The sequence below is a fragment of the Kribbella sp. DT2 genome, assembly GCF_049844575.1.
GTDB lineage: Bacteria > Actinomycetota > Actinomycetes > Propionibacteriales > Kribbellaceae > Kribbella.
Genome location: NZ_JBNCLH010000004.1, coordinates 364,556 through 382,080, shown reverse-complemented (window position 1 = coordinate 382,080; position 17,525 = coordinate 364,556). Strand labels below are relative to the sequence as shown.

The following is a 17,525-nucleotide window of genomic DNA, read 5'->3' as shown; positions in this document are numbered from 1 at the left end:
CGGATGCACATCGACTGGAGTGCGCTCGGACAGGTCGCGGTGGTCAGCCTGCTCTTCGGCGTCGGGGTGGCGGTGCTGTTCGCGTTCGGCGTGACGGCGCTGTCGCGGCGAGCGGTCGCCGTGGACGAGAAGCGGTCGGTCTCACCGGTGGACACGGCTGTCGCGGGGCTCTGCTTCCTGGCCTGCGTCGCGGCGGTGCTCTACGGGCTCTACCTGATCGTCCCGCAGTTCCACAGCTAGCGGTTCCAGCGCCGTACGGCCTTGGCCATGTCCTTGGGGCGCAGGGAGTTCAGGTACGCGTCCCAGGTCGCGTAGAGCTTGTCACCGAGCAGTCCGACGTCCAGGTACGCCTGCGGCCGTACGGCGACCACCCAGGTCGCCGCGGCCGCGTGGCCCTGGCTGAGCAGCAGGTGGTTCGACGTCTCGTCGATCCGCCGCTTCGCCTCGCCCGTCCGGCCGTGGTCGGGCAGGGCCCGGGTGGCCCAGCGGCGCAGGATCTCCGGGTCCTCGGCGGTCATCCGCGCCAGGTAGGTCAGCGGGCCCGGCCGGAAGCCGCGGAGCGTGACGCTGCTCAGGCTGCCGAGCGGGAACCAGCCGTTGGTGCAGCGCCGGCCGTTCACCGCGGACTCGATCTCGCGCGCCTGGTCAGCGCGCAGCTCCTGGGTCGCCCAGGACAGGAAGAAGACCCCGGCGTCCGGGATCTCCTCCGCGATCTGAGGAGCGACCTTCAACCGCCCCGGTTCGAAGAGGTGCAACTCCTCGGAATCGAACACCACAAACCTTCCCCCGACCCGCCTGGAACCGTCAGCCGGCGCCCCGCGTGGCGCGAGGTGCCGTCGACCGTCGCCGAGAGGGACCCCCCAGGTCCAGCACGACAATCAAAGGTTCTTGGTACTCCCGAGTCCGCCCGGGGTCAAGGTCTTGTCCGCGGACGCAACAGCCGGGCGGCTGCCTTTCGCGCCAGGTCAGCGGTTACGGCGCTTGGTCAGCTCCTCCTGGTCGAGGCGCTCGGCCTCCTCGGGCGTCGGCGCGCCCCCGCCGTACGAGGCGGGCAGCCACCAGGCACCGGCCGGCTGCTCGGGGTAGGCCCGGATCGTCGTGTCGAGCATCCCGGCCATCGTGGTCCGCAGGTGCTCGGTCGCCTCCGTCGCGTCGTCCTGACGGGTGACCGGGATCGGCGCCCCGACGGTGATCGAGACGTTCTGGTGCCGGGAGAAGTCCTTCGGGTGGTCCTTGGTCAGCATCCGTTGGGTGCCCCACAGGATCATCGGGATCACCGGTACGCCGGCCGCCGCGGCCATCCGGACCGTCCCGGTCTTGAACTCCTTCAGCTCGAACGACCGCGAGATCGTCGCCTCCGGGAAGACCCCGACGATCTCGCCGTTCTTCAGGTAGCTCAGCGCCTGCCGGTACGACGCCGAGCCGGCGTCGCGGTCGACCGGGATGTGGTGCATGCCCCGCATCAGCGGCCCGGAGTACCGGTTGCGGAACAGCACCTCCTTGGCCATGAACCGGACCAGCCGCTTGCTCGGCTGCGCACCGAAGCCGCCGATCACGAAGTCGACGTAGCTGATGTGGTTGAGCGCGATCACCGCCCCGCCGGTCCGCGGCACGTGCTCGGTGCCGACCATCGTGAACTTCAGGTCGAGCACCTTGAACGCGGTCTTCGCGAAGGCGATCACCGGCGGGTAGACAATGTCTCGCATGGCTCGACGCTACCGGCCGGCGTCAAGGACTTGCATCACGCGTCAACCCCCCGGCGGCGGACCCGGCACGCCGGTCTCGAACGGTGTTCCGTGGGGGTGGCGATGGGTGGAAGGCCGGCGACGCGCGGGATCCCGTACGCAGTACACCGTGGGTTGGCTATCGTGGGCGGCGGAAAGTCGAAACGCGGGAGCTCGCGCTGCAGCGGGCTGAGAGGGCGGCTGGACTGCGCACCCCCGGTGGACCGAGAGGTCCGGCCGGGCTGGGCGAACCGGTGCCGCCGACCGCCGAACCTGTCCGGGTAATTCCGGCGTAGGGAGCAGCATCGTGACAACCATCGGCAACAACTCCGTTCGCCCGACCGTCACCACCGGCCCGATCTCGGGCTCGGAGAAGATCTACCGGGGCGACCTCCGCGTCCCCGTACGCCGGGTGAACCTCACCAACGGCGAGCACTTCGACCTGTACGACACCTCCGGGCCCTACACGGACCCGGCCGCTGAGATCGACGTACAGGCCGGTCTGCCGGCGATCCGCGAGGACTGGGTCGGCGGGCGGGACCGGCTGACCCAGCTGGCGCACGCCCGGGCCGGCACGATCACCGAGGAGATGCGCTACATCGCGGTCCGCGAGGGTGTCGACCCGGAGCTGGTCCGGTCCGAGGTGGCCCGCGGCCGCGCGGTGATCCCGGCCAACCACAACCACCCGGAGTCCGAGCCGATGATCATCGGCAAGAAGTTCCTGGTGAAGGTGAACGCGAACATCGGCAACTCCGCCGTCACCAGCTCGATCGAGGAAGAGGTCGAGAAGCTGGTCTGGGCCAGTCGCTGGGGCGCGGACACGGTGATGGACCTGTCCACCGGCAAGAACATCCACGAGACCCGCGAGTGGATCCTGCGCAACTCCCCGGTCCCGATCGGCACCGTGCCGCTCTACCAGGCGCTGGAGAAGGTGAAGGGCGACCCGACCGAGCTGTCGTGGGAGGTCTACCGCGACACCGTGATCGAGCAGTGCGAGCAGGGTGTCGACTACATGACCGTGCACGCCGGCGTCCTGCTGCGGTACGTGCCGCTGACCGCGCGGCGGATCACCGGGATCGTGTCGCGGGGCGGGTCGATCATGGCCGCGTGGTGTCTCGCGCACCACCAGGAGTCCTTCCTGTACACGCACTTCGAGGAGCTCTGCGAGATCCTGCGCGTGTACGACGTGACGTTCTCGCTCGGCGACGGGCTGCGGCCGGGGTCGATCGCGGACGCCAACGACGCGGCGCAGTTCGCGGAGCTGCGGACGCTGGGCGAGCTGACGAAGGTCGCCTGGGAGCACGACGTCCAGGTGATGATCGAGGGTCCCGGGCACGTCCCGATGCACAAGATCGCGGAGAACGTGCGGCTCGAGGAAGAGCTGTGCGGCGAGGCGCCGTTCTACACCCTCGGACCGCTCGCGACCGACGTCGCTCCGGCGTACGACCACATCACGAGTGCGATCGGCGCGGCGCAGATCGGCTGGCTCGGGACGGCGATGCTCTGCTACGTGACGCCGAAGGAGCACCTCGGGCTGCCGGACCGTGACGACGTGAAGACGGGGGTGATCACGTACAAGATCGCTGCCCACGCGGCCGACCTGGCCAAGGGTCACCCGGGCGCGCAGGACTGGGACGACGCGTTGTCGACGGCACGGTTCGAGTTCCGGTGGGAGGACCAGTTCAACCTCTCGCTGGACCCGGACACGGCGCGCTCGTACCACGACCAGACGCTGCCGGCCGAGCCCGCGAAGACGGCGCACTTCTGCTCGATGTGCGGCCCGAAGTTCTGCTCGATGCGGATCACGGCCGACATCCGCAAGTACGCCGCGGAGAAGGGACTCGACTCCGAGGAGGCCATCGAGGCCGGCTTCGCGGAGATGTCGGAGAGCTTCAAGGCGCACGACAAGTTGCTCTACCTGCCGCTCGCGGACTGATCGTTGTGGTGGCCCCGGGCAACATGCTCGGGGCCGCCCTACGATGGCAACTCCCATCCCCGGCCGCACAGGAGCCCGCCATGACGCCGTTGGACCAGGCGAAGTCAGACCTCGCCGAACGCGCCGGAGTCCCGGTCGACGAGATCACCCTCGTCAGCTCCGAGGAGGTCACCTGGCCGGACAGCAGCCTCGGGTGCCCGCAGCCGGGAATGATGTACGCCCAGGTCCTCACCAACGGCAGCCGCATCATCCTCAGCGCCGGCGGCCGCACGTACGAGTACCACTCGGGCGGCCGGCGCGCGCCGTTCCTGTGCGAGAGCTGACGTGCTCCTGACGCCGTCCTGTACGGCGAGCGCGGGACCAAAGCCCTTGTACTGAAGCACGGACGCCTGATGCGGGAGCTCGACCGGAGCTACTACTGCGCCGTGCGCTCGTCGTACCGGGTGTGCTCGACGGTGACGGCGACCTGGTGCTGCCCGTCGCGGAGGTCGCCGAGGTTGTCTCGGGGTGCTGGCTGGATGCCGATCGGGTGGTGGTTGCCACGGGCTACGACTCCGGGGAGCGGGCTGTGCTGGGGCCTTGCATGTTCGGGGTCTGGTCGTTCGGCAAGTCGGCTTGGGGCCACCGGTACCGGAGCGAGCGTCCGCTCGGGACGGTGCTTGGGAAGGGCAACAATCTCGTGTCGTTGTCCGGGTACCCGCGGGTGCTGTCCGTCGCGACCGGCGAGGTGCTGGCGGAGTGGCCGGAGATCGAGGTCACCGACCGGCAGACCTGCTTCGGTGTGGAGCACGAACCGTCGCCGGTGGCTGCTCTGCACCCGGACGGGGTTCGGCTGGCGATCGCCGTCGAGGGCGGGATTCAGGTGCTGGGGAATCCTGACTCCGAGTGAAGTCGGGCGGTGAGTCGGTGGGCGGACTGGACCGTTTTGAGCGGAGAATTGGGGAATCGGTGAGCCTGCGGGGCGGTCACTGGGAGTGATCGGGCGAACCGGTTCAGGTTTTTTCCTTCACTCTACGTGAATAAGACTGTAGCCTTAATCTGCGTCGGAGAAGGAGGTGCAGGGCGGTGGTCTTCGTTCTCACGGTAGATCAGCGGGGCAGCGGCGGCGCGAGTGATCTCGTACCCGAGCTGCTGAACACGCTGAACCGGCGGCCGCGCCGGATCGGTCTGTTGCGCAAGTTCGAGCGAACGGCGGGCGACGAGGTGCAGGGGGTGCTGTCCGAGGCGCGCGCGACGGTCGAGGTGATCGTGCAGCTGATCCGCGCCGACAGCTGGCACATCGGCCTGGGGATCGGCGCGGTCGAGCAGCCGCTCCCGCGCAGTACGCGCGCGGGCAGCGGTACGGCGTTCTTCAACGCCCGGACCGCCGTCACCAAGGCCAAGTCGAGTCCCCACCACGTGAACGTCGTCGGCGACGACCCGCGGCTGGCCGACCAGGTGGAGAGCGTGCTCTGGCTGATGGCGTCCGTACTACGACGCCGTAGCGAGCGCGGCTGGGCGGTGGCCGACCTGCTGGCCGAAGGGCTGACCCGCCGGGAGATCGGCGTGAAGCTCGGCATCAGTCAGTCGGCGGTGACCCAGCGGGCCCAGGCGGCAGGCTTCGCCGAGGAACAACGAGGGCGGCTGCTCGCCGCCGAGCTGCTCGCACCGGGTGCCGCTGCATGACGGCCGCTGACCTCGCGGCCGTTCTCCTTGCCTCAGGGGTGGCCGCATGACGGCCGCCGTACTGGTGCTCACCGCGGTCGGGCTGATCCTTGCCGTGGTGGCGTGGATCCTGCCGGCCGGGTCGATCAGCGAGATCGTGGTCAACGGCGTCATGCTGGCCTGCCTGGTCGCGGACGGCATCATCCTGCTGGCCGGCGACGGCATCACCGGCTGGCCCGAAGGCTGGTGGAACGTGCTGCTCCTGGTCTCAGGCTGCCTGGCCGTAGCCGGTGGTGGCCCGCTCACGACGTCCGTCCTGTCCCTGGTCGACCGGAACAACACCAGGTCCCAGTCGACCCAGCAGGCCGGCGAGGTGCTGCGTGGTGGCGCGCTGATCGGTGCGCTGGAGCGCGGCGCGATCTACGGCTCGATGGTGGCCGGCTGGCCGGAGGGACTGGCGATCGTGCTGGCCATCAAGGGCCTCGCCCGGTACCCCGAGCTCCGCAGTCCGGACCAGCCGGCCTCCGTCACGCCACAGGCCGTGGCGGAGCGGTTCATCATCGGCACGTTCACCAGCGTGCTCTGGTCAGTCACCTGCGCGGGTCTTCCGCTGTCCCACTAGGGCGTGTCTCCCAATTCTCGCCTACTGCGCGGCACTCGGCACGGCACCTCGGAGACACACCCTAGAGCTTGATGACGATGTCCGACGCGACCTTGTCGTGCCAGGTCTGGTGCTTGTCGTCCCACAGCGGCCAGAGCACGTTCAGGAAGCAGAACTGGTTGAAGATGAAGGCGCAGACCTCGCGGCCGAAGTTGCGGCCGAAGCCGATCAGCGCGCCGGTCTCGGGGGCGACCACCTTGAGGCCGACGACCTTCTTGCCCAGCGACTGGCCGGTGCGGCCCTGCCGGACCACCCGGTTCCAGATCTGGAAGACGATCGACGCGAGGTACCCGATCACCATCGCCGCGCCGCCGGCGTTGCTCAGCTCGTCGCTGTCACCGCTGATCGCGAGCGCGGTGATCACGCCGACCACGATCACGATGATCGGGACGATCGAGTCGACGATCGACGCGAGCACCCGGGAGCCCCAGCTGGCCAGCTGGCCCGGCAACGAGTAGTTGTAGCCATAGCCGCCGCCACCCCCGTACGGGTTGTAGCCCTGCTGGGCGGGGCCGTAGCCGCCCGGCTGGTTCGGGTACGCCGGCTGGTTCGGGTACCCGGGCTGGCCCGGGTACGGCGACGGCGGGCCGCCGTACTGGCCCGGCTGCTGCGGCTGCTGCCCCGGTACGACGGGGTACTGCGGCGGCCGGTCCTGCGGGCGGTTCGGGTCGAACGGAGGGGTGCTCACAACAGTCCTTTCTGCAGCACCTGCGGGGACAGCAGAACGCCGTGGCCGGTAGAGGCCACGGCGTCCGGTAGCGCAGACGGTACGAGGTCAGAGCTTGACGACGTACGTGGTGTTGATCTTGTCCGCGAACGTCTGCTTCTTGTCGTCCCACAGCGGCCACAGGTAGCCCAGGTAGCAGGGCAGGGCGTCCAGGATGTGGGTGATCTCTCGCAGCAGCGCCTTGCCCACGCCGACGTTCTGGCCGGTGTCGGCGGAGACCAGCTTGATGCCGAGGGCCTTCTTGCCCCAGCTCTGGCCGGTCTGGCCCTGCAGGACGAGTCGGTTGTAGATCCACAGGCCCAGCGCGACCAGGCTCAGCAGCAGGCCGATGATCGTCGTCCCGCTGCCACCGTCGCCGACGCCGGAGATCAGGTTCCCGATCCAGGACGGGATCGCGATGATGATGCCGTCGATCAGCGAGGCGCCGACGCGGACCGGCCAGGTGGCCAGCTCACCGCCGGGGTTGCCGTAGCCGTAGCCGCCGTAGGGCTGCTGACCGTACGGCGTCGCGCCGGTCTGCGGGTACGACGGGTAGGAGGACCCACCCGGCTGACCCGGCTGCTGCTGGCCGTACTGGCCACCCGGCTGACCCGGGTACGCGCCCGGCTGCTGCGGCTGCCCGTACTGACCCGGCTGCTGGCCGTACTGCCCGGGCTGCTGCCCGTAGTCCGGCTGGCCCGGCTGGCCGTATCCAGGCTGGCCCGGCTGCTGACCGTACCCAGGCTGCTGGCCGTACTGGCCCGGCTGCCCCGGGTAACCGCCGGGCTGGTCCTGGGGCGGCTGGCCGTACTGGCCCGGCTGCTGACCGTACTGTCCCGGCTGGTCCGGTGCCTGATCCCCGTTGCCCTGGTTCGGGTCCTGGGGGTCGAAACCCGGTGGTGGCGTCGGAGTGCTCACGACGATCCCTTCTGATCTTCGTTGAGGAGTCATTGCAGGCTAGCGAGTCTGGGGCTCACCGGCCACGCACCGCTCCGGAGAGTCCGGATCACGGGCACCGAGACGGTTTACCGTGGATCCATGCATCCGGCACACCCTAGAGGCATCAAGCCCGGCACCGCCACGTGCGAGCCGTTGGACCGCCGGGTGCGTGGCCTGGCGGCGGTCCTGGCCGGCGGCGCGGTACTTGCCGCGGTCAACGGACTGTCGGGCGGACGGATCGGCCTGCCGTGCCCGTTGCACGCCGTCACCGGGCTGAACTGCCCGTTCTGCGGGACGACGCGGATGGCCGCTGCCCTGCTCGAGGGCGACGTGGCACGCGCCTGGCCGTACAACCCGCCCATGTTCGTGGTGCTCCCGGTCGTCGCGCTGGTGGTCGGTTACCTGCTGCTGGCATGGACGCTGGAGCGGCTCGGCTGGTTCCGTCTGCCCCGGCCGCGTCCGGGCGCGCGGTTCGCGCGCACGGTGCCGATGGTGTTCCTGGGCGTGATGATGCTGTACGGCGTACTGCGGAACCTGGTCTAGATCCCTTCCAGGCAACGAAAAGCGCCGCGGGCGAAGTCGTTGCCCGCGGCGCCTTCCAGGAACGGCAGCTCAGCCGAAGCGGCCGGTGATGTAGTCCTCGGTCGCCTTCTCGGTCGGGTTGGAGAAGATCTGCTTGGTCGGGCCCATCTCGATCAGCCGGCCGGGCTTGCCGGTCGCGGCCAGGTTGAAGAACGCGGTCTGGTCCGAGACCCGGGCCGCCTGCTGCATGTTGTGCGTCACGATGACGACGGTGAAGCGGTCCTTGAGCTTCTCGATCAGGTCCTCGATCGCCAGCGTGGAGATCGGGTCCAGCGCCGAGCACGGCTCGTCCATCAGGATCACCTCGGGCTCGACCGCGATCGCGCGGGCGATGCACAGCCGCTGCTGCTGACCACCGGACAGTCCGGCGCCCGGCTTGTCGAGGCGGTCCTTCACCTCGTTCCACAGGTTGGCACCGTGCAAGGACTTCTCGACCACCTCGGTCAGCTTCTTCTTGTCCTTGACGCCGTTCAGCTTCAGGCCGGACGCGACGTTGTCGAAGATCGACATGGTCGGGAACGGGTTCGGCCGCTGGAACACCATGCCGACGACGCGGCGGACCGCGACCGGGTCGATCCCGGTGGCGTACAGGTCCTGCTGGTCCAGCAACACCTTGCCCTCGACGCGGGCGCCGGGGATCACCTCGTGCATCCGGTTCAGGGTCCGCAGGTAGGTGGACTTGCCGCAGCCCGACGGGCCGATGAACGCGGTGACCGAGCGGGGCTCGATCGTCATCGACACGTCCTCGACGGCCTTGAAGTCGCCGTAGTAGACGTTGAGGCCGCTGACCTCGATGCGCTTTGCCATTTCGGTTCAGTACCTCTCGACTATTTGGACTTGATCATGCTGAACCGCGCGACCACGCGCGCCAGCAGGTTGAGCAGGAGGACGAGCAGGATCAGGGTCAGCGCGGCCGCCCAGACCCGGTCCGCGGCCGGCTGCAGCGCCAGCTCGGTCCGGTCCTGGTTGATCATCGTCGGCAGCGCGCCCATGAACCCGTCGAACGGGTTCAGGTTGATGTTCTTGGAGTAGCCGACCAGGATCAGCAGCGGCGCGGTCTCACCCATCACGCGGGCCAGGCCGAGCATCACGCCGGTGATGATGCCGCCGAACGCGGTCGGTACGACCACCTTGAGGATCGTCTTCCACTTCGGCACCCCGAGCGCGTACGACGCCTCGCGCAGCTCGTCGGGAACCAGCTTGAGCATCTCCTCGGTGGAGCGCAGCACGACCGGCAGCATCAGCAGCACCAGCGACAGCGAGACGGCGAAACCGACCCGGTTGAAGCCGAACACCGTGATCCAGACGGCGTAGATGAACAGCGCCGCCACGATCGACGGGACACCGGTCAGGATGTCGATCATGAAGCTGACCACCTTGGCGGCCCGGGTGCCCTTGCCGTACTCGACCAGGTAGATCGCGCCGAGGATGGCGATCGGGACCGCGATCAGCGCGGTGATCAGGGACATGATCAGCGTGCCCATGATCGCGTGGTACGCGCCGCCGCCTTCACGCCGTACGGTGATGCCGCGCTGCGACTCGCTCCACCAGCCGCCGTCCAGCAGCAGGCTGTAGCCCTTGCTGATCACGGTCCACAGGATCCAGATCAGCGGGATCAGCGCGACCAGGAAGCACAGCGTGATCAGCACGCTGGCCAGGGTGTTGCGGAACGCGCGGGCGCCGGACTTGCCGGTCAGGTCGAGCGTCTTGCCGTCGTAGGCCGGCTTGTTCGCCGCGAGAGTCGTCACAGCCCTGCTCCTTCGTTCTGCGGCTTGTCGCCGACCCGGCGGACCTTGCGGGTGCGCTTCCCACCGGGACCGCTGCGCGCCACGATCAGCCGGGCGGCGGAGTTGACCAGGAAGGTCACCACGAACAGGACCAGACCGGCCGCGATGTACGCGCCGGTCTTCTCCGGGGTGTCGAACTCGGCGGCGTTGTTGGCGATCTTCGAGGCGAACGTCTCGCCGCCGGCGAAGATCGAGGAGTTCCACGGGTCGTTGCCGTTCGGCACCGACAAGATGATCAGGACGGCGACGGTCTCACCGAGCGCTCGGCCGAGGCCCAGCATCGAGGCGCTGACCACACCGGAGCGGCCGTACGGCAGGACGGCCATCCGGATCATCTCCCAGCGGGTCGAGCCGAGCGCCAGCGCGCCCTCGCGGTGCGCGACCGGCGTCTGGGCGAAGATCTCCCGGCTGATCGCGGTGACGACCGGCAGGATCATGATCGCCAGCACGACCGACGCGGTGAACACCACGCCGACGTTGTCGGTGACGGGCTTCTCGAAGAGCGGGATCCAGCCCAGCGCCGAACCGATCCCGTTGATCACCGGCCGCAGGATCGGGGCGAAGAACAAGATGCCCCACAGGCCGTAGATGATCGACGGTACGGCGGCCAGCAGGTCGATCGCGTGCGACACCGGCGCGGCCAGCCGCTTCGGTGCGTAGTACGTGGTGAACAGCGCCACCCCGACCGCGATCGGGACCGCGATCGCCATCGCGATGATCGAGCTGATCACGGTGGTGTAGAACAGCGCGGCGATACCGAACTGCGGCGGCACCGCGCCGGGCTCCCAGATCCGGGAGAACAGGAAGCTGCTGTCGTTCTTGGTGAGGGCCGGGATCGCCAGCGCCAGCAGGAAGATGCCGACGAACGCGACGATCAGGACCACCAGCGCGCCCGACCCGCGGGCCAGGCCGGCGAACAACCGGTCGCCGAGGTGGCCGACCGGTCCCAGGTCGACCTGCTGGTCGTCCCGCGGCTGGCCGGTGGGCGGGGCCGTGCCGTCTGTACTACTCATGGGTGCTGCTCCAAGCGCCGGGGTGGTAGGGATCTCCGGTGACGAGGCGAGCCCCGGCTGCCCGTAGGAGGGAAGCCGGGGCTCGCATCACGTACTGCGGTCTTCGCAGGTCAGCTGATGCCCTGGATGGCGGCGTCGACCTTGGTCCGCAGCTCCTCCGGGAGCGGCGCGTAGTTCAGCTCGGTCAGCGAGGCCTGACCCTCGGTGCTGGCGAAGTAGGTCAGGAAGCTCTTCACCAGCGCGGTCTTCTCGGCCGGGAGGCCCTTGCTGCAGGCGATCTCGTACGTCGCCAGGATGATCGGGTAGACTCCGGCCGCCTTGCTGGCGAAGTCCAGCTTCAGCGACAGGTCCGCACCGGTACCGGCCGGCTTGGCCGCGGCCAGCGCCTTCGAGGCCGACTCGGCGGTCAGCTCGACCGGGCCGGCGCCGGAGTCGACCTGCGCGATGCCGAGCTTGTTGTCGACCGCGTAGGACCACTCGACGTAGGTGATCGAGTTCTTGGTGCTCTTGACGCCCTCGGCCACACCGGCCGACTTCTCCTTGCCGGCGCCGGTGCCGGTCCACTTCTTGGCCGGCTTGCCGGTCCAGGCGCCGCCACCGGCCGCCTCGAGGTACTTGGTGAAGTTCTCGGTGGTGCCGGACTCGTCGGAGCGGAAGAAGACCGCGATCGGAGCCGACGGGAGGGTGACGCCCGGGTTCAGCTTGGCGATCTCCGGCGCGTTCCAGGTCTTGATGACGCCCTGGAAGATCTTCGCGGCGGTCGGGCCGTCGACGATCAGCTTGCTGACGCCGTCGACGTTGTAGGCGATCGCGACCGGGCCGATGACCATCGGCAGGTTCAGTGCCGGGCTGCCCTGGCAGCGCTTGGCCGCGGCGGCCGCCTCGGACTCACCGCCGTCGGCGCCCTCGGTCTTCAGCGCCGAGTCGGAACCGGCGAAGTCGACCTGGCTGGCGTTGAACTGCTTGATGCCCGCACCGGAGCCGGTCGGGTTGTAGTTCACCGTGACGTCGGCGCACTTCTCGTTGTACTTGGCGATGACTTCCTCGATGGCGTTCTTCTGCGCCGAGGATCCCTCGGCGTTCAGCGTGCCCTCGGGGCACTCGGCGCCACCGGTGGAGGCCGAGTCGGAACCTGACGGGGTCGAGGAGCCCGACGGCTCCGGGTCACTGCCACAGGCGCTCAGAGCGAGGACGCCGAGGGAAGCCACGGCGACGGTGCCGACGCGGAGCAGGCGATTGACGGACACGAGAGTGTTGCCCTTCTGCGGGAATTCAGACTTTGTGATCTGCCACAGACGGTAAAGAGACCAAGTGACTGCCTGGTCCGTCGCGGATGAACGAGCGGTGAACGGTTCCCGTAGCGCTCGCGACGACTGGCGTGCCGTGAGAAGGACAACAGATGAACTGAGTTAAGAGCCGTGACGCTGAGTGATTTCAAGCGCCCGTTGGTCACGGTCCGATATCAGCGCACGACCAGCGGAAGGGATGCCGACGTCGTCCAGGTGATCGCCCGGCCGCCGTACGTCGTACTGGGGATGAAGAACCGGTACGCCGAGGTGCCGCGGGCCGTCGTCTTGAACGTGTAGCTGGACTTGCCCTGGGCGAGGATCAGGTCCTTCACCCCGACCCACGCCTTGCCGTTCCACCGCTGCAGCGTGGTGCGGACGTTGGTCGCGGGCGCGATCGCCAGGGTGGCGGTGACGTTCTGGCCGAGCGTGACGACGTTCGCGCTGAACTTGGCGGTCGCGATCGAGTGCCGGGTCAGTGAGGTGGTCACGCCGGTGGCGTACTCGAGGGCCGCCGCGTCCGAGCGCTTCCACGCGGGGGCCAGGAGCCTGTACTGCCGGGCGCCGGGGGAGGGCGCCTGGAGGCGGAAGACGCCGTCGAACCCGGAGTAGGTGCTGGTGAGTGTGACCCACGGCTTGCTCGCGGAATCCCGGGCTTGGAGCGCGATGTGCTGCTGCACGTTGCCGGTCGTGCCACTGACGGTCAGCAGGTGCCCGTACGCCGCCGAGCTGGGGATCGCGCCACCGGTGATGGCCGTCTGGTCGAAGGTGAACGCGCGCGTGTTGGACGGGCCCCAGAGGTTCTCCGCTCGCACGGAGACGTAGTACGGCCGCGGCCGGGCCTTGACGACGGCGAACCGCAGGTTGCCGGGTACCGGAGTCTCGGCGCCACCGTTCAGGTTCACGATCGAGTAGCGCACCGGCCCGGGGCCGTCGAACGGGTCCTTCGGGTTGTAGTCGTACTGCGGCACGGCATCGTGCCAGGAGACGAACAGCGAGCCGTCCGCCCTTGGGTCGGCGTACGTGATCGGGACGTCGTCGGGCGCCGACGTGTCGAACTCGACCGACTTCGCCACGGGACCCGCCGTGCCGGCGCTGTCGACCGAGGCGACGGTGAAGGTCGCCCGGTTGCCGCCGTAGATGCTGTCGCTGGGAACAAGCAGCTCGTTCGGTGCGTCGGCCGCGATCTTGGCGATGTCCTTGGCCCCGAACGCCTCGCCGACGAACTGCACCTTGTTGGCCTCGCCCGCATCCGTCCAGGTGACGCGGATCTGCTGCTGGGTCGCGTCGGCCCAGGCGAGCTTCACGCCGGTCGGTGCGGTAGGGCCGGCAGCGGCGGCGGAAGTGGTGATCGCGGCGACGGCGGCAACGGCCAGGCCGGCGGCGATCACGGTACGGCGGATACGCATCGAGGGTCCCCAGGTTGAAGCCCGGTGGTCACCCCTGCCGCCGGCGCACGCAGAGGTTAGCGCACGCCCGACCTGCTCAGCTGGAGAAGTCCTCCGGCGCGACCCCGTCGAGGAACTGGCGGAACCGTTCCAGCTCGGCCTGCTCCTCCTCGGGCGTGGCCACGCCCGCCTCGCGCAGCACCTGTTCGGTGCAGCGGATCGGCGTACCGAGTCTGACCGCCAGCGCGACCGAGTCGCTCGGCCGGGCCGAGACGCGGGCGCCGTTGGCCAGCACGAGCTCGGCGTAGAAGACCGCGTCGCGCAGCTCGACGATCTCGACCGCCTCGATGTGCACCCCGAACGCCTCGATCAGGTCGCGCATCAGGTCATGGGTCAGCGGCCGGGAGGGGCGCAGCCCCTGTTCCTCGTAGGCGATCGCGGTCGCCTCCACCGAGCCGATCGAGATCGGCAGGTAGCGGTAGCCCTCGGTCTCGCGCAGCATCATCACGGGCGCCCGGTTGGGCGACTCCATCCGGATCCCGATCAGAGTCAGTTCGCGCATCGATGTCATGGTGCGGTCCCGGCCTCTCCGTGCCGCCGGCTCCCGGTAGGGCGCCGGTTTCCTCGGTAGGAACATACCCGGCAGGGCCAGCCACACTCGGCGGCGACCCCGACTGTGACGATCTCTTTGCATTGGCGGGGTCGCTCGGAGTCACAGTCTCTAGGGCGCGCCGAAGCGCTCGTGGGCCACCCGGCCGTCCGCGAGCAGGTGCGCGACGACGAACGCGCCGGGGGAGAACTTGCCGACCGGGAGCCCGAGCTCCCGGGCCAGCGCGGGCAGCACCGGCCGGTGCGAGCAGACGACGGTGACGTGGCCGTGCTTCCAGGCGGTCCCGGCCAGCCCGTTCACCGCGTGCCGGTCCGCCTCGAACCCGCGCTCGGAGATCTCCGGGTGCAGGTGGATCTTGCGGCCGATCGCCGCGGCGTACGGCGTGACCGTCGTCGCGCACCGCTCCGCGTCGCTGCTGCGGACCCGGTCCACCCCCAGAGCAGCCAGTACGTCGACCAGACGCTCGGCCGTGACTCGGCCGTGAGCCGTCAGCGGGCGGTCCGTGTCGTCGCCGTCCCAGTCCTTGCGCTTGATCGCCTCGGCGTGCCGCAGGACGACCAGCGTGGCGACCACCGGTACGGCGTGCTCGAGGTTCCGCAGGATGTCCACGTCGCGCGGGTAGCTGAGCCGCTCGGCGGCCTCGTCGGCCGGGAGCCAGTCGACCCGGTCGACCTCGTCGTTCGGGACGAACTCGCCGTCGCCGCGGGTCTCGGCGGACCAGTAGTGCACGAGCTTCGGCACGGTCCCGCCGTTCTTGCGGACGTCGTAGCGCTGGACGCCGAGCGACGGCCCGAGCACGACCCGCAGGCCGGTCTCCTCCTCGATCTCGCGCCGGGCCGCGGACAGCACGTGCTCGTGCGCGGTCAGCTTGCCTTTCGGCAGCGACCAGTCGTCGTACCGGGGGCGGTGCACCAGCAGGATCTCGCGCGTGCCGCGGCGTTCCCGCCACACGACACCACCCGCGGCGATCACGGTCGCCGGGTTGCTCATGGTCTCCAGCCTTCGGGGTCGGCTCTCGGGTCAGGCCTGGACGTCGGCCTGGCGGCGCCGGCCGCGGGTCGCGATCAGCCGCTCCTGCAGGTCACGCAGCGGCTCGCCGTCCGGACCGGTCAGCCGGGCCTGCCACGTGTCGTCGGGCTGCAACCACCATGACCCGGTCCGCTCGTCGAAGCCGAAGTCGAACAGCTCGCGCAGCTCGTTGATCTGGTCCTGCTGCTTGAGCTGGACCAGCACCTCGACCCGGCGGTCCAGGTTGCGGTGCATCAGGTCGGCCGAACCGATCCAGACCTCGGCCTCGCCGCCGTTGTCGAACCAGAAGACCCGGCTGTGCTCCAGGAACCGGCCGAGGATGCTGCGGACGCGGATGTTGTCCGACAGTCCCGGTACGCCGGGCCGAAGCGTGCAAATGCCCCGGATCCACAGGTCGACCGGGACCCCGGCCTGCGAGGCGCGGTACAGGGCGTCGCACAGGGCCTCGTCGACCAGGCTGTTCACCTTGATCCGGACCCGGGCCGGGCGGCCGGCCAGGTGGTGCTGGACCTCCCGCTCGATCCGGTCCAGCAGGCCCCGGCGTACGGACTGGGGGGCGACCAGCAGGCGACGCGAGCCGGTACTGCGGGCGAAGCCGGACAGGTGGTTGAACAGGTGCGCGATGTCCTCGGTGACGACCTTGTCGCTGGTCAGCAGGCCGAGGTCCTCGTACAGGCGGGCCGTCTTCGGGTGGTAGTTGCCGGTGCCGATGTGGGCGTAGCGGCGCAGGCCGTCCGGCTCGTCGCGGACCACCATCGACAGCTTGCAGTGCGTCTTCAGCCCGATCACGCCGTACACGACGTGGCAGCCGGCGTGCTCGAGCTGCCGGGCCCACTTGATGTTCGCCTGCTCGTCGAAGCGGGCCTGGATCTCGACCAGGACCAGCACCTGCTTGCCGGCCTCGGCGGCGTCGATCAGCGCGTCGACGATCGGGGAGTCACCACTGGTCCGGTACAGGGTCTGCTTGATCGCGAGCACGTGCGGGTCGGCCGCGGCCTGCTCGATGAACCGCTGCACGCTCGTCGAGAAGCTGTCGTACGGGTGGTGGACCAGTACGTCACGCTGCTTGAGCGCGTGGAACATGTCGGCCGGGTTGGAGGTCTCCACCTCGGCCAGGTGCGGGTGGGTCGACGGGACGAAGCCGGGGTACTTCAGCTCGGCGCGGTCCAGCGACGCGATGTCGAACAGGCCACGCAGGTCCAGCGGGCCCGGCACCTCGAACACCTCGGCCTCGGTGACGCCGAGCTCGGAGACCAGCAGCGCGCGGACCTTCGGGTCGATCGACTCCTCCACCTCGAGCCGGACCGGCGGGCCGAACCGGCGCCGCAGCAGCTCCTTCTCGAGCGCGGCGAGCAGGTTCTCCGCGTCGTCCTCCTCGACCTCGAGGTCCTCGTTGCGGGTGACCCGGAAGGTGTGGACCTGGGTCACCTCCATGCCCGGGAACAGCTGGCCGAGGTGCGTCGCGATCACGTCCTCCAGCGGGACGAACCGGCCCTCGGCGACCTTCACGAACCGGGGCAGCAGCGGCGGTACCTTCACCCGGGCGAAGTGCTCGCCGCCGGAGTCGGGGTTGCGGACCACGACGGCCAGGTTGAGCGACAGGCCGGAGATGTAGGGGAACGGGTGCGACGGGTCGACCGCGAGCGGGGTCAGGACCGGGAAGACCCGGTCCTTGAAGAACTGGGTCATCGCCTCGCGCTCGGCGTGCTCCAGCTCGTCCCAGCGGAGGATGTCGATGCCCTCCTTGACCAGGGCGGGCAGCACGACCTTGCGCCAGGTCTCGGCCTGACGGTCCATCAGTTCGCGGCTGCGGCTCAGGCTCCGGTCGAGCACCTCGCGCGGCATCAGCCCGCTGGCGGCCCGGACGGCGACGCCGGCCGCGATGCGGCGCTTCAGGCCGGCCACGCGGACCATGTAGAACTCGTCCAGGTTGCTCGCGAAGATGGCCAGGAACTTGGCCCGCTCCAGCAACGGCACGCGGTCGCTCTCGGCCAGCTCGAGCACCCGCTGGTTGAACGCCAGCCAGCTCAGCTCGCGGTCCGAGAACCTGTCCTCGGGAAGGTCGCCGGCCTCCGTGATGTCGTACGGGGGCTCGACGTCGTACTCCCGGTTGTGCGACGCCAACAAGTCTCCTGCCACGCTGACCAGCATCCCATCCTTTGGTGAACTGCAGGTGTTGGCAGGCATGTCAGGGTCGTGTCTGCGCGATGGCGCCGGTTG

The 17,525-nt window shown here is 69.3% G+C and carries 19 protein-coding genes; 7 read left to right on the top strand and 12 right to left on the bottom strand.

Annotated elements, in window-relative coordinates; translation table 11 throughout:
* The first annotated feature begins 3 nt into the window (after positions 1 to 3).
* Positions 4 to 240, top strand: coding sequence for a hypothetical protein (locus ACLQ2O_RS19820; protein WP_425833402.1), 237 nt, complete (start codon positions 4 to 6; stop codon positions 238 to 240).
* Here ACLQ2O_RS19820 and ACLQ2O_RS19815 read toward each other — a convergent pair.
* Entirely contained in the window at positions 237 to 773 is a 537-nt protein-coding gene (locus tag ACLQ2O_RS19815; protein WP_425833400.1) for a hypothetical protein, read from the bottom strand. The two genes, ACLQ2O_RS19820 and ACLQ2O_RS19815, sit on opposite strands and share 4 nt — an antisense overlap.
* A gap of 192 nt (positions 774 to 965) precedes the next feature.
* Positions 966 to 1,706, bottom strand: a complete 741-nt coding sequence (locus tag ACLQ2O_RS19810) for a lysophospholipid acyltransferase family protein (protein WP_425833398.1) — start codon at positions 1,704 to 1,706, stop codon at positions 966 to 968.
* 325 nt (positions 1,707 to 2,031) lie between these two features.
* Here ACLQ2O_RS19810 and thiC point away from each other — a divergent pair, with 325 nt between their 5' ends.
* The 5 genes from thiC to ACLQ2O_RS19785 all read left to right on the top strand — a co-directional run bounded on the left by thiC (position 2,032) and on the right by ACLQ2O_RS19785 (position 5,926).
* On the top strand, positions 2,032 to 3,660 hold the full coding sequence (thiC, locus tag ACLQ2O_RS19805) for a phosphomethylpyrimidine synthase ThiC (RefSeq protein WP_425833396.1): 1,629 nt from the start codon (positions 2,032 to 2,034) through the stop codon (positions 3,658 to 3,660).
* Positions 3,661 to 3,740: 80 nt separating this feature from the next.
* Positions 3,741 to 3,983, top strand: a complete 243-nt coding sequence (locus ACLQ2O_RS19800; RefSeq protein WP_425833395.1) for a hypothetical protein — start codon at positions 3,741 to 3,743, stop codon at positions 3,981 to 3,983.
* A 122-nt stretch (positions 3,984 to 4,105) separates the two neighbouring features.
* Complete coding sequence (locus ACLQ2O_RS19795) at positions 4,106 to 4,549, top strand: hypothetical protein (protein WP_425833393.1); 444 nt, start codon at positions 4,106 to 4,108, stop codon at positions 4,547 to 4,549.
* A 176-nt stretch (positions 4,550 to 4,725) separates the two neighbouring features.
* Positions 4,726 to 5,325: a transposase gene (locus tag ACLQ2O_RS19790; RefSeq protein ID WP_425833391.1), complete on the top strand. Its 600-nt coding sequence runs from the start codon at positions 4,726 to 4,728 to the stop codon at positions 5,323 to 5,325.
* A gap of 46 nt (positions 5,326 to 5,371) precedes the next feature.
* Positions 5,372 to 5,926 carry a hypothetical protein gene (locus ACLQ2O_RS19785; RefSeq protein WP_425833389.1) on the top strand — a complete coding sequence of 185 codons (555 nt, stop codon included), beginning with the start codon at positions 5,372 to 5,374 and terminating at the stop codon, positions 5,924 to 5,926.
* A 61-nt stretch (positions 5,927 to 5,987) separates the two neighbouring features.
* Here the strand turns inward: ACLQ2O_RS19785 and ACLQ2O_RS19780 are convergent, their stop codons facing one another.
* Entirely contained in the window at positions 5,988 to 6,653 is a 666-nt protein-coding gene (locus ACLQ2O_RS19780) for an RDD family protein (protein ID WP_425833387.1), read from the bottom strand.
* A gap of 87 nt (positions 6,654 to 6,740) precedes the next feature.
* A complete protein-coding gene (locus tag ACLQ2O_RS19775) occupies positions 6,741 to 7,589 on the bottom strand; it encodes an RDD family protein (protein ID WP_425833385.1) in 849 nt (282 codons plus the stop codon).
* A 120-nt stretch (positions 7,590 to 7,709) separates the two neighbouring features.
* On the opposite strand from ACLQ2O_RS19775, the gene ACLQ2O_RS19770 reads away from it, so the two are divergent.
* Positions 7,710 to 8,153 (top strand): DUF2752 domain-containing protein, encoded by a 444-nt coding sequence (locus ACLQ2O_RS19770; RefSeq protein ID WP_425833383.1) that lies wholly within the window; start codon positions 7,710 to 7,712, stop codon positions 8,151 to 8,153.
* Between the two features lie 69 nt (positions 8,154 to 8,222).
* Here ACLQ2O_RS19770 and pstB read toward each other — a convergent pair whose 3' ends face one another.
* From pstB to ACLQ2O_RS19730, 8 genes are all read right to left on the bottom strand, one after another.
* Positions 8,223 to 8,999 carry a phosphate ABC transporter ATP-binding protein PstB gene (gene pstB, locus ACLQ2O_RS19765; RefSeq protein WP_425833381.1) on the bottom strand — a complete coding sequence of 259 codons (777 nt, stop codon included), beginning with the start codon at positions 8,997 to 8,999 and terminating at the stop codon, positions 8,223 to 8,225.
* 20 nt (positions 9,000 to 9,019) lie between these two features.
* Positions 9,020 to 9,940, bottom strand: coding sequence for a phosphate ABC transporter permease PstA (pstA, locus tag ACLQ2O_RS19760; protein WP_425833379.1), 921 nt, complete (start codon positions 9,938 to 9,940; stop codon positions 9,020 to 9,022).
* Positions 9,937 to 10,992, bottom strand: coding sequence for a phosphate ABC transporter permease subunit PstC (gene pstC, locus ACLQ2O_RS19755; RefSeq protein WP_425833377.1), 1,056 nt, complete (start codon positions 10,990 to 10,992; stop codon positions 9,937 to 9,939). Before pstC ends, pstA begins: the two co-directional genes overlap by 4 nt.
* Before the next feature lie 110 nt (positions 10,993 to 11,102).
* Positions 11,103 to 12,239 carry a phosphate ABC transporter substrate-binding protein PstS gene (gene pstS / locus ACLQ2O_RS19750; RefSeq protein ID WP_425833375.1) on the bottom strand — a complete coding sequence of 379 codons (1,137 nt, stop codon included), beginning with the start codon at positions 12,237 to 12,239 and terminating at the stop codon, positions 11,103 to 11,105.
* 215 nt (positions 12,240 to 12,454) lie between these two features.
* Complete coding sequence (locus ACLQ2O_RS19745) at positions 12,455 to 13,687, bottom strand: hypothetical protein (RefSeq protein WP_425833373.1); 1,233 nt, start codon at positions 13,685 to 13,687, stop codon at positions 12,455 to 12,457.
* 76 nt (positions 13,688 to 13,763) lie between these two features.
* On the bottom strand, positions 13,764 to 14,237 hold the full coding sequence (locus tag ACLQ2O_RS19740) for a bifunctional nuclease family protein (RefSeq protein WP_273482675.1): 474 nt from the start codon (positions 14,235 to 14,237) through the stop codon (positions 13,764 to 13,766).
* Positions 14,238 to 14,387: 150 nt separating this feature from the next.
* Positions 14,388 to 15,266, bottom strand: coding sequence for an NUDIX hydrolase (locus ACLQ2O_RS19735; protein ID WP_425833370.1), 879 nt, complete (start codon positions 15,264 to 15,266; stop codon positions 14,388 to 14,390).
* Between the two features lie 30 nt (positions 15,267 to 15,296).
* Positions 15,297 to 17,456, bottom strand: a complete 2,160-nt coding sequence (locus ACLQ2O_RS19730; protein WP_425833368.1) for an RNA degradosome polyphosphate kinase — start codon at positions 17,454 to 17,456, stop codon at positions 15,297 to 15,299.
* Positions 17,457 to 17,525 lie beyond the last annotated feature (69 nt).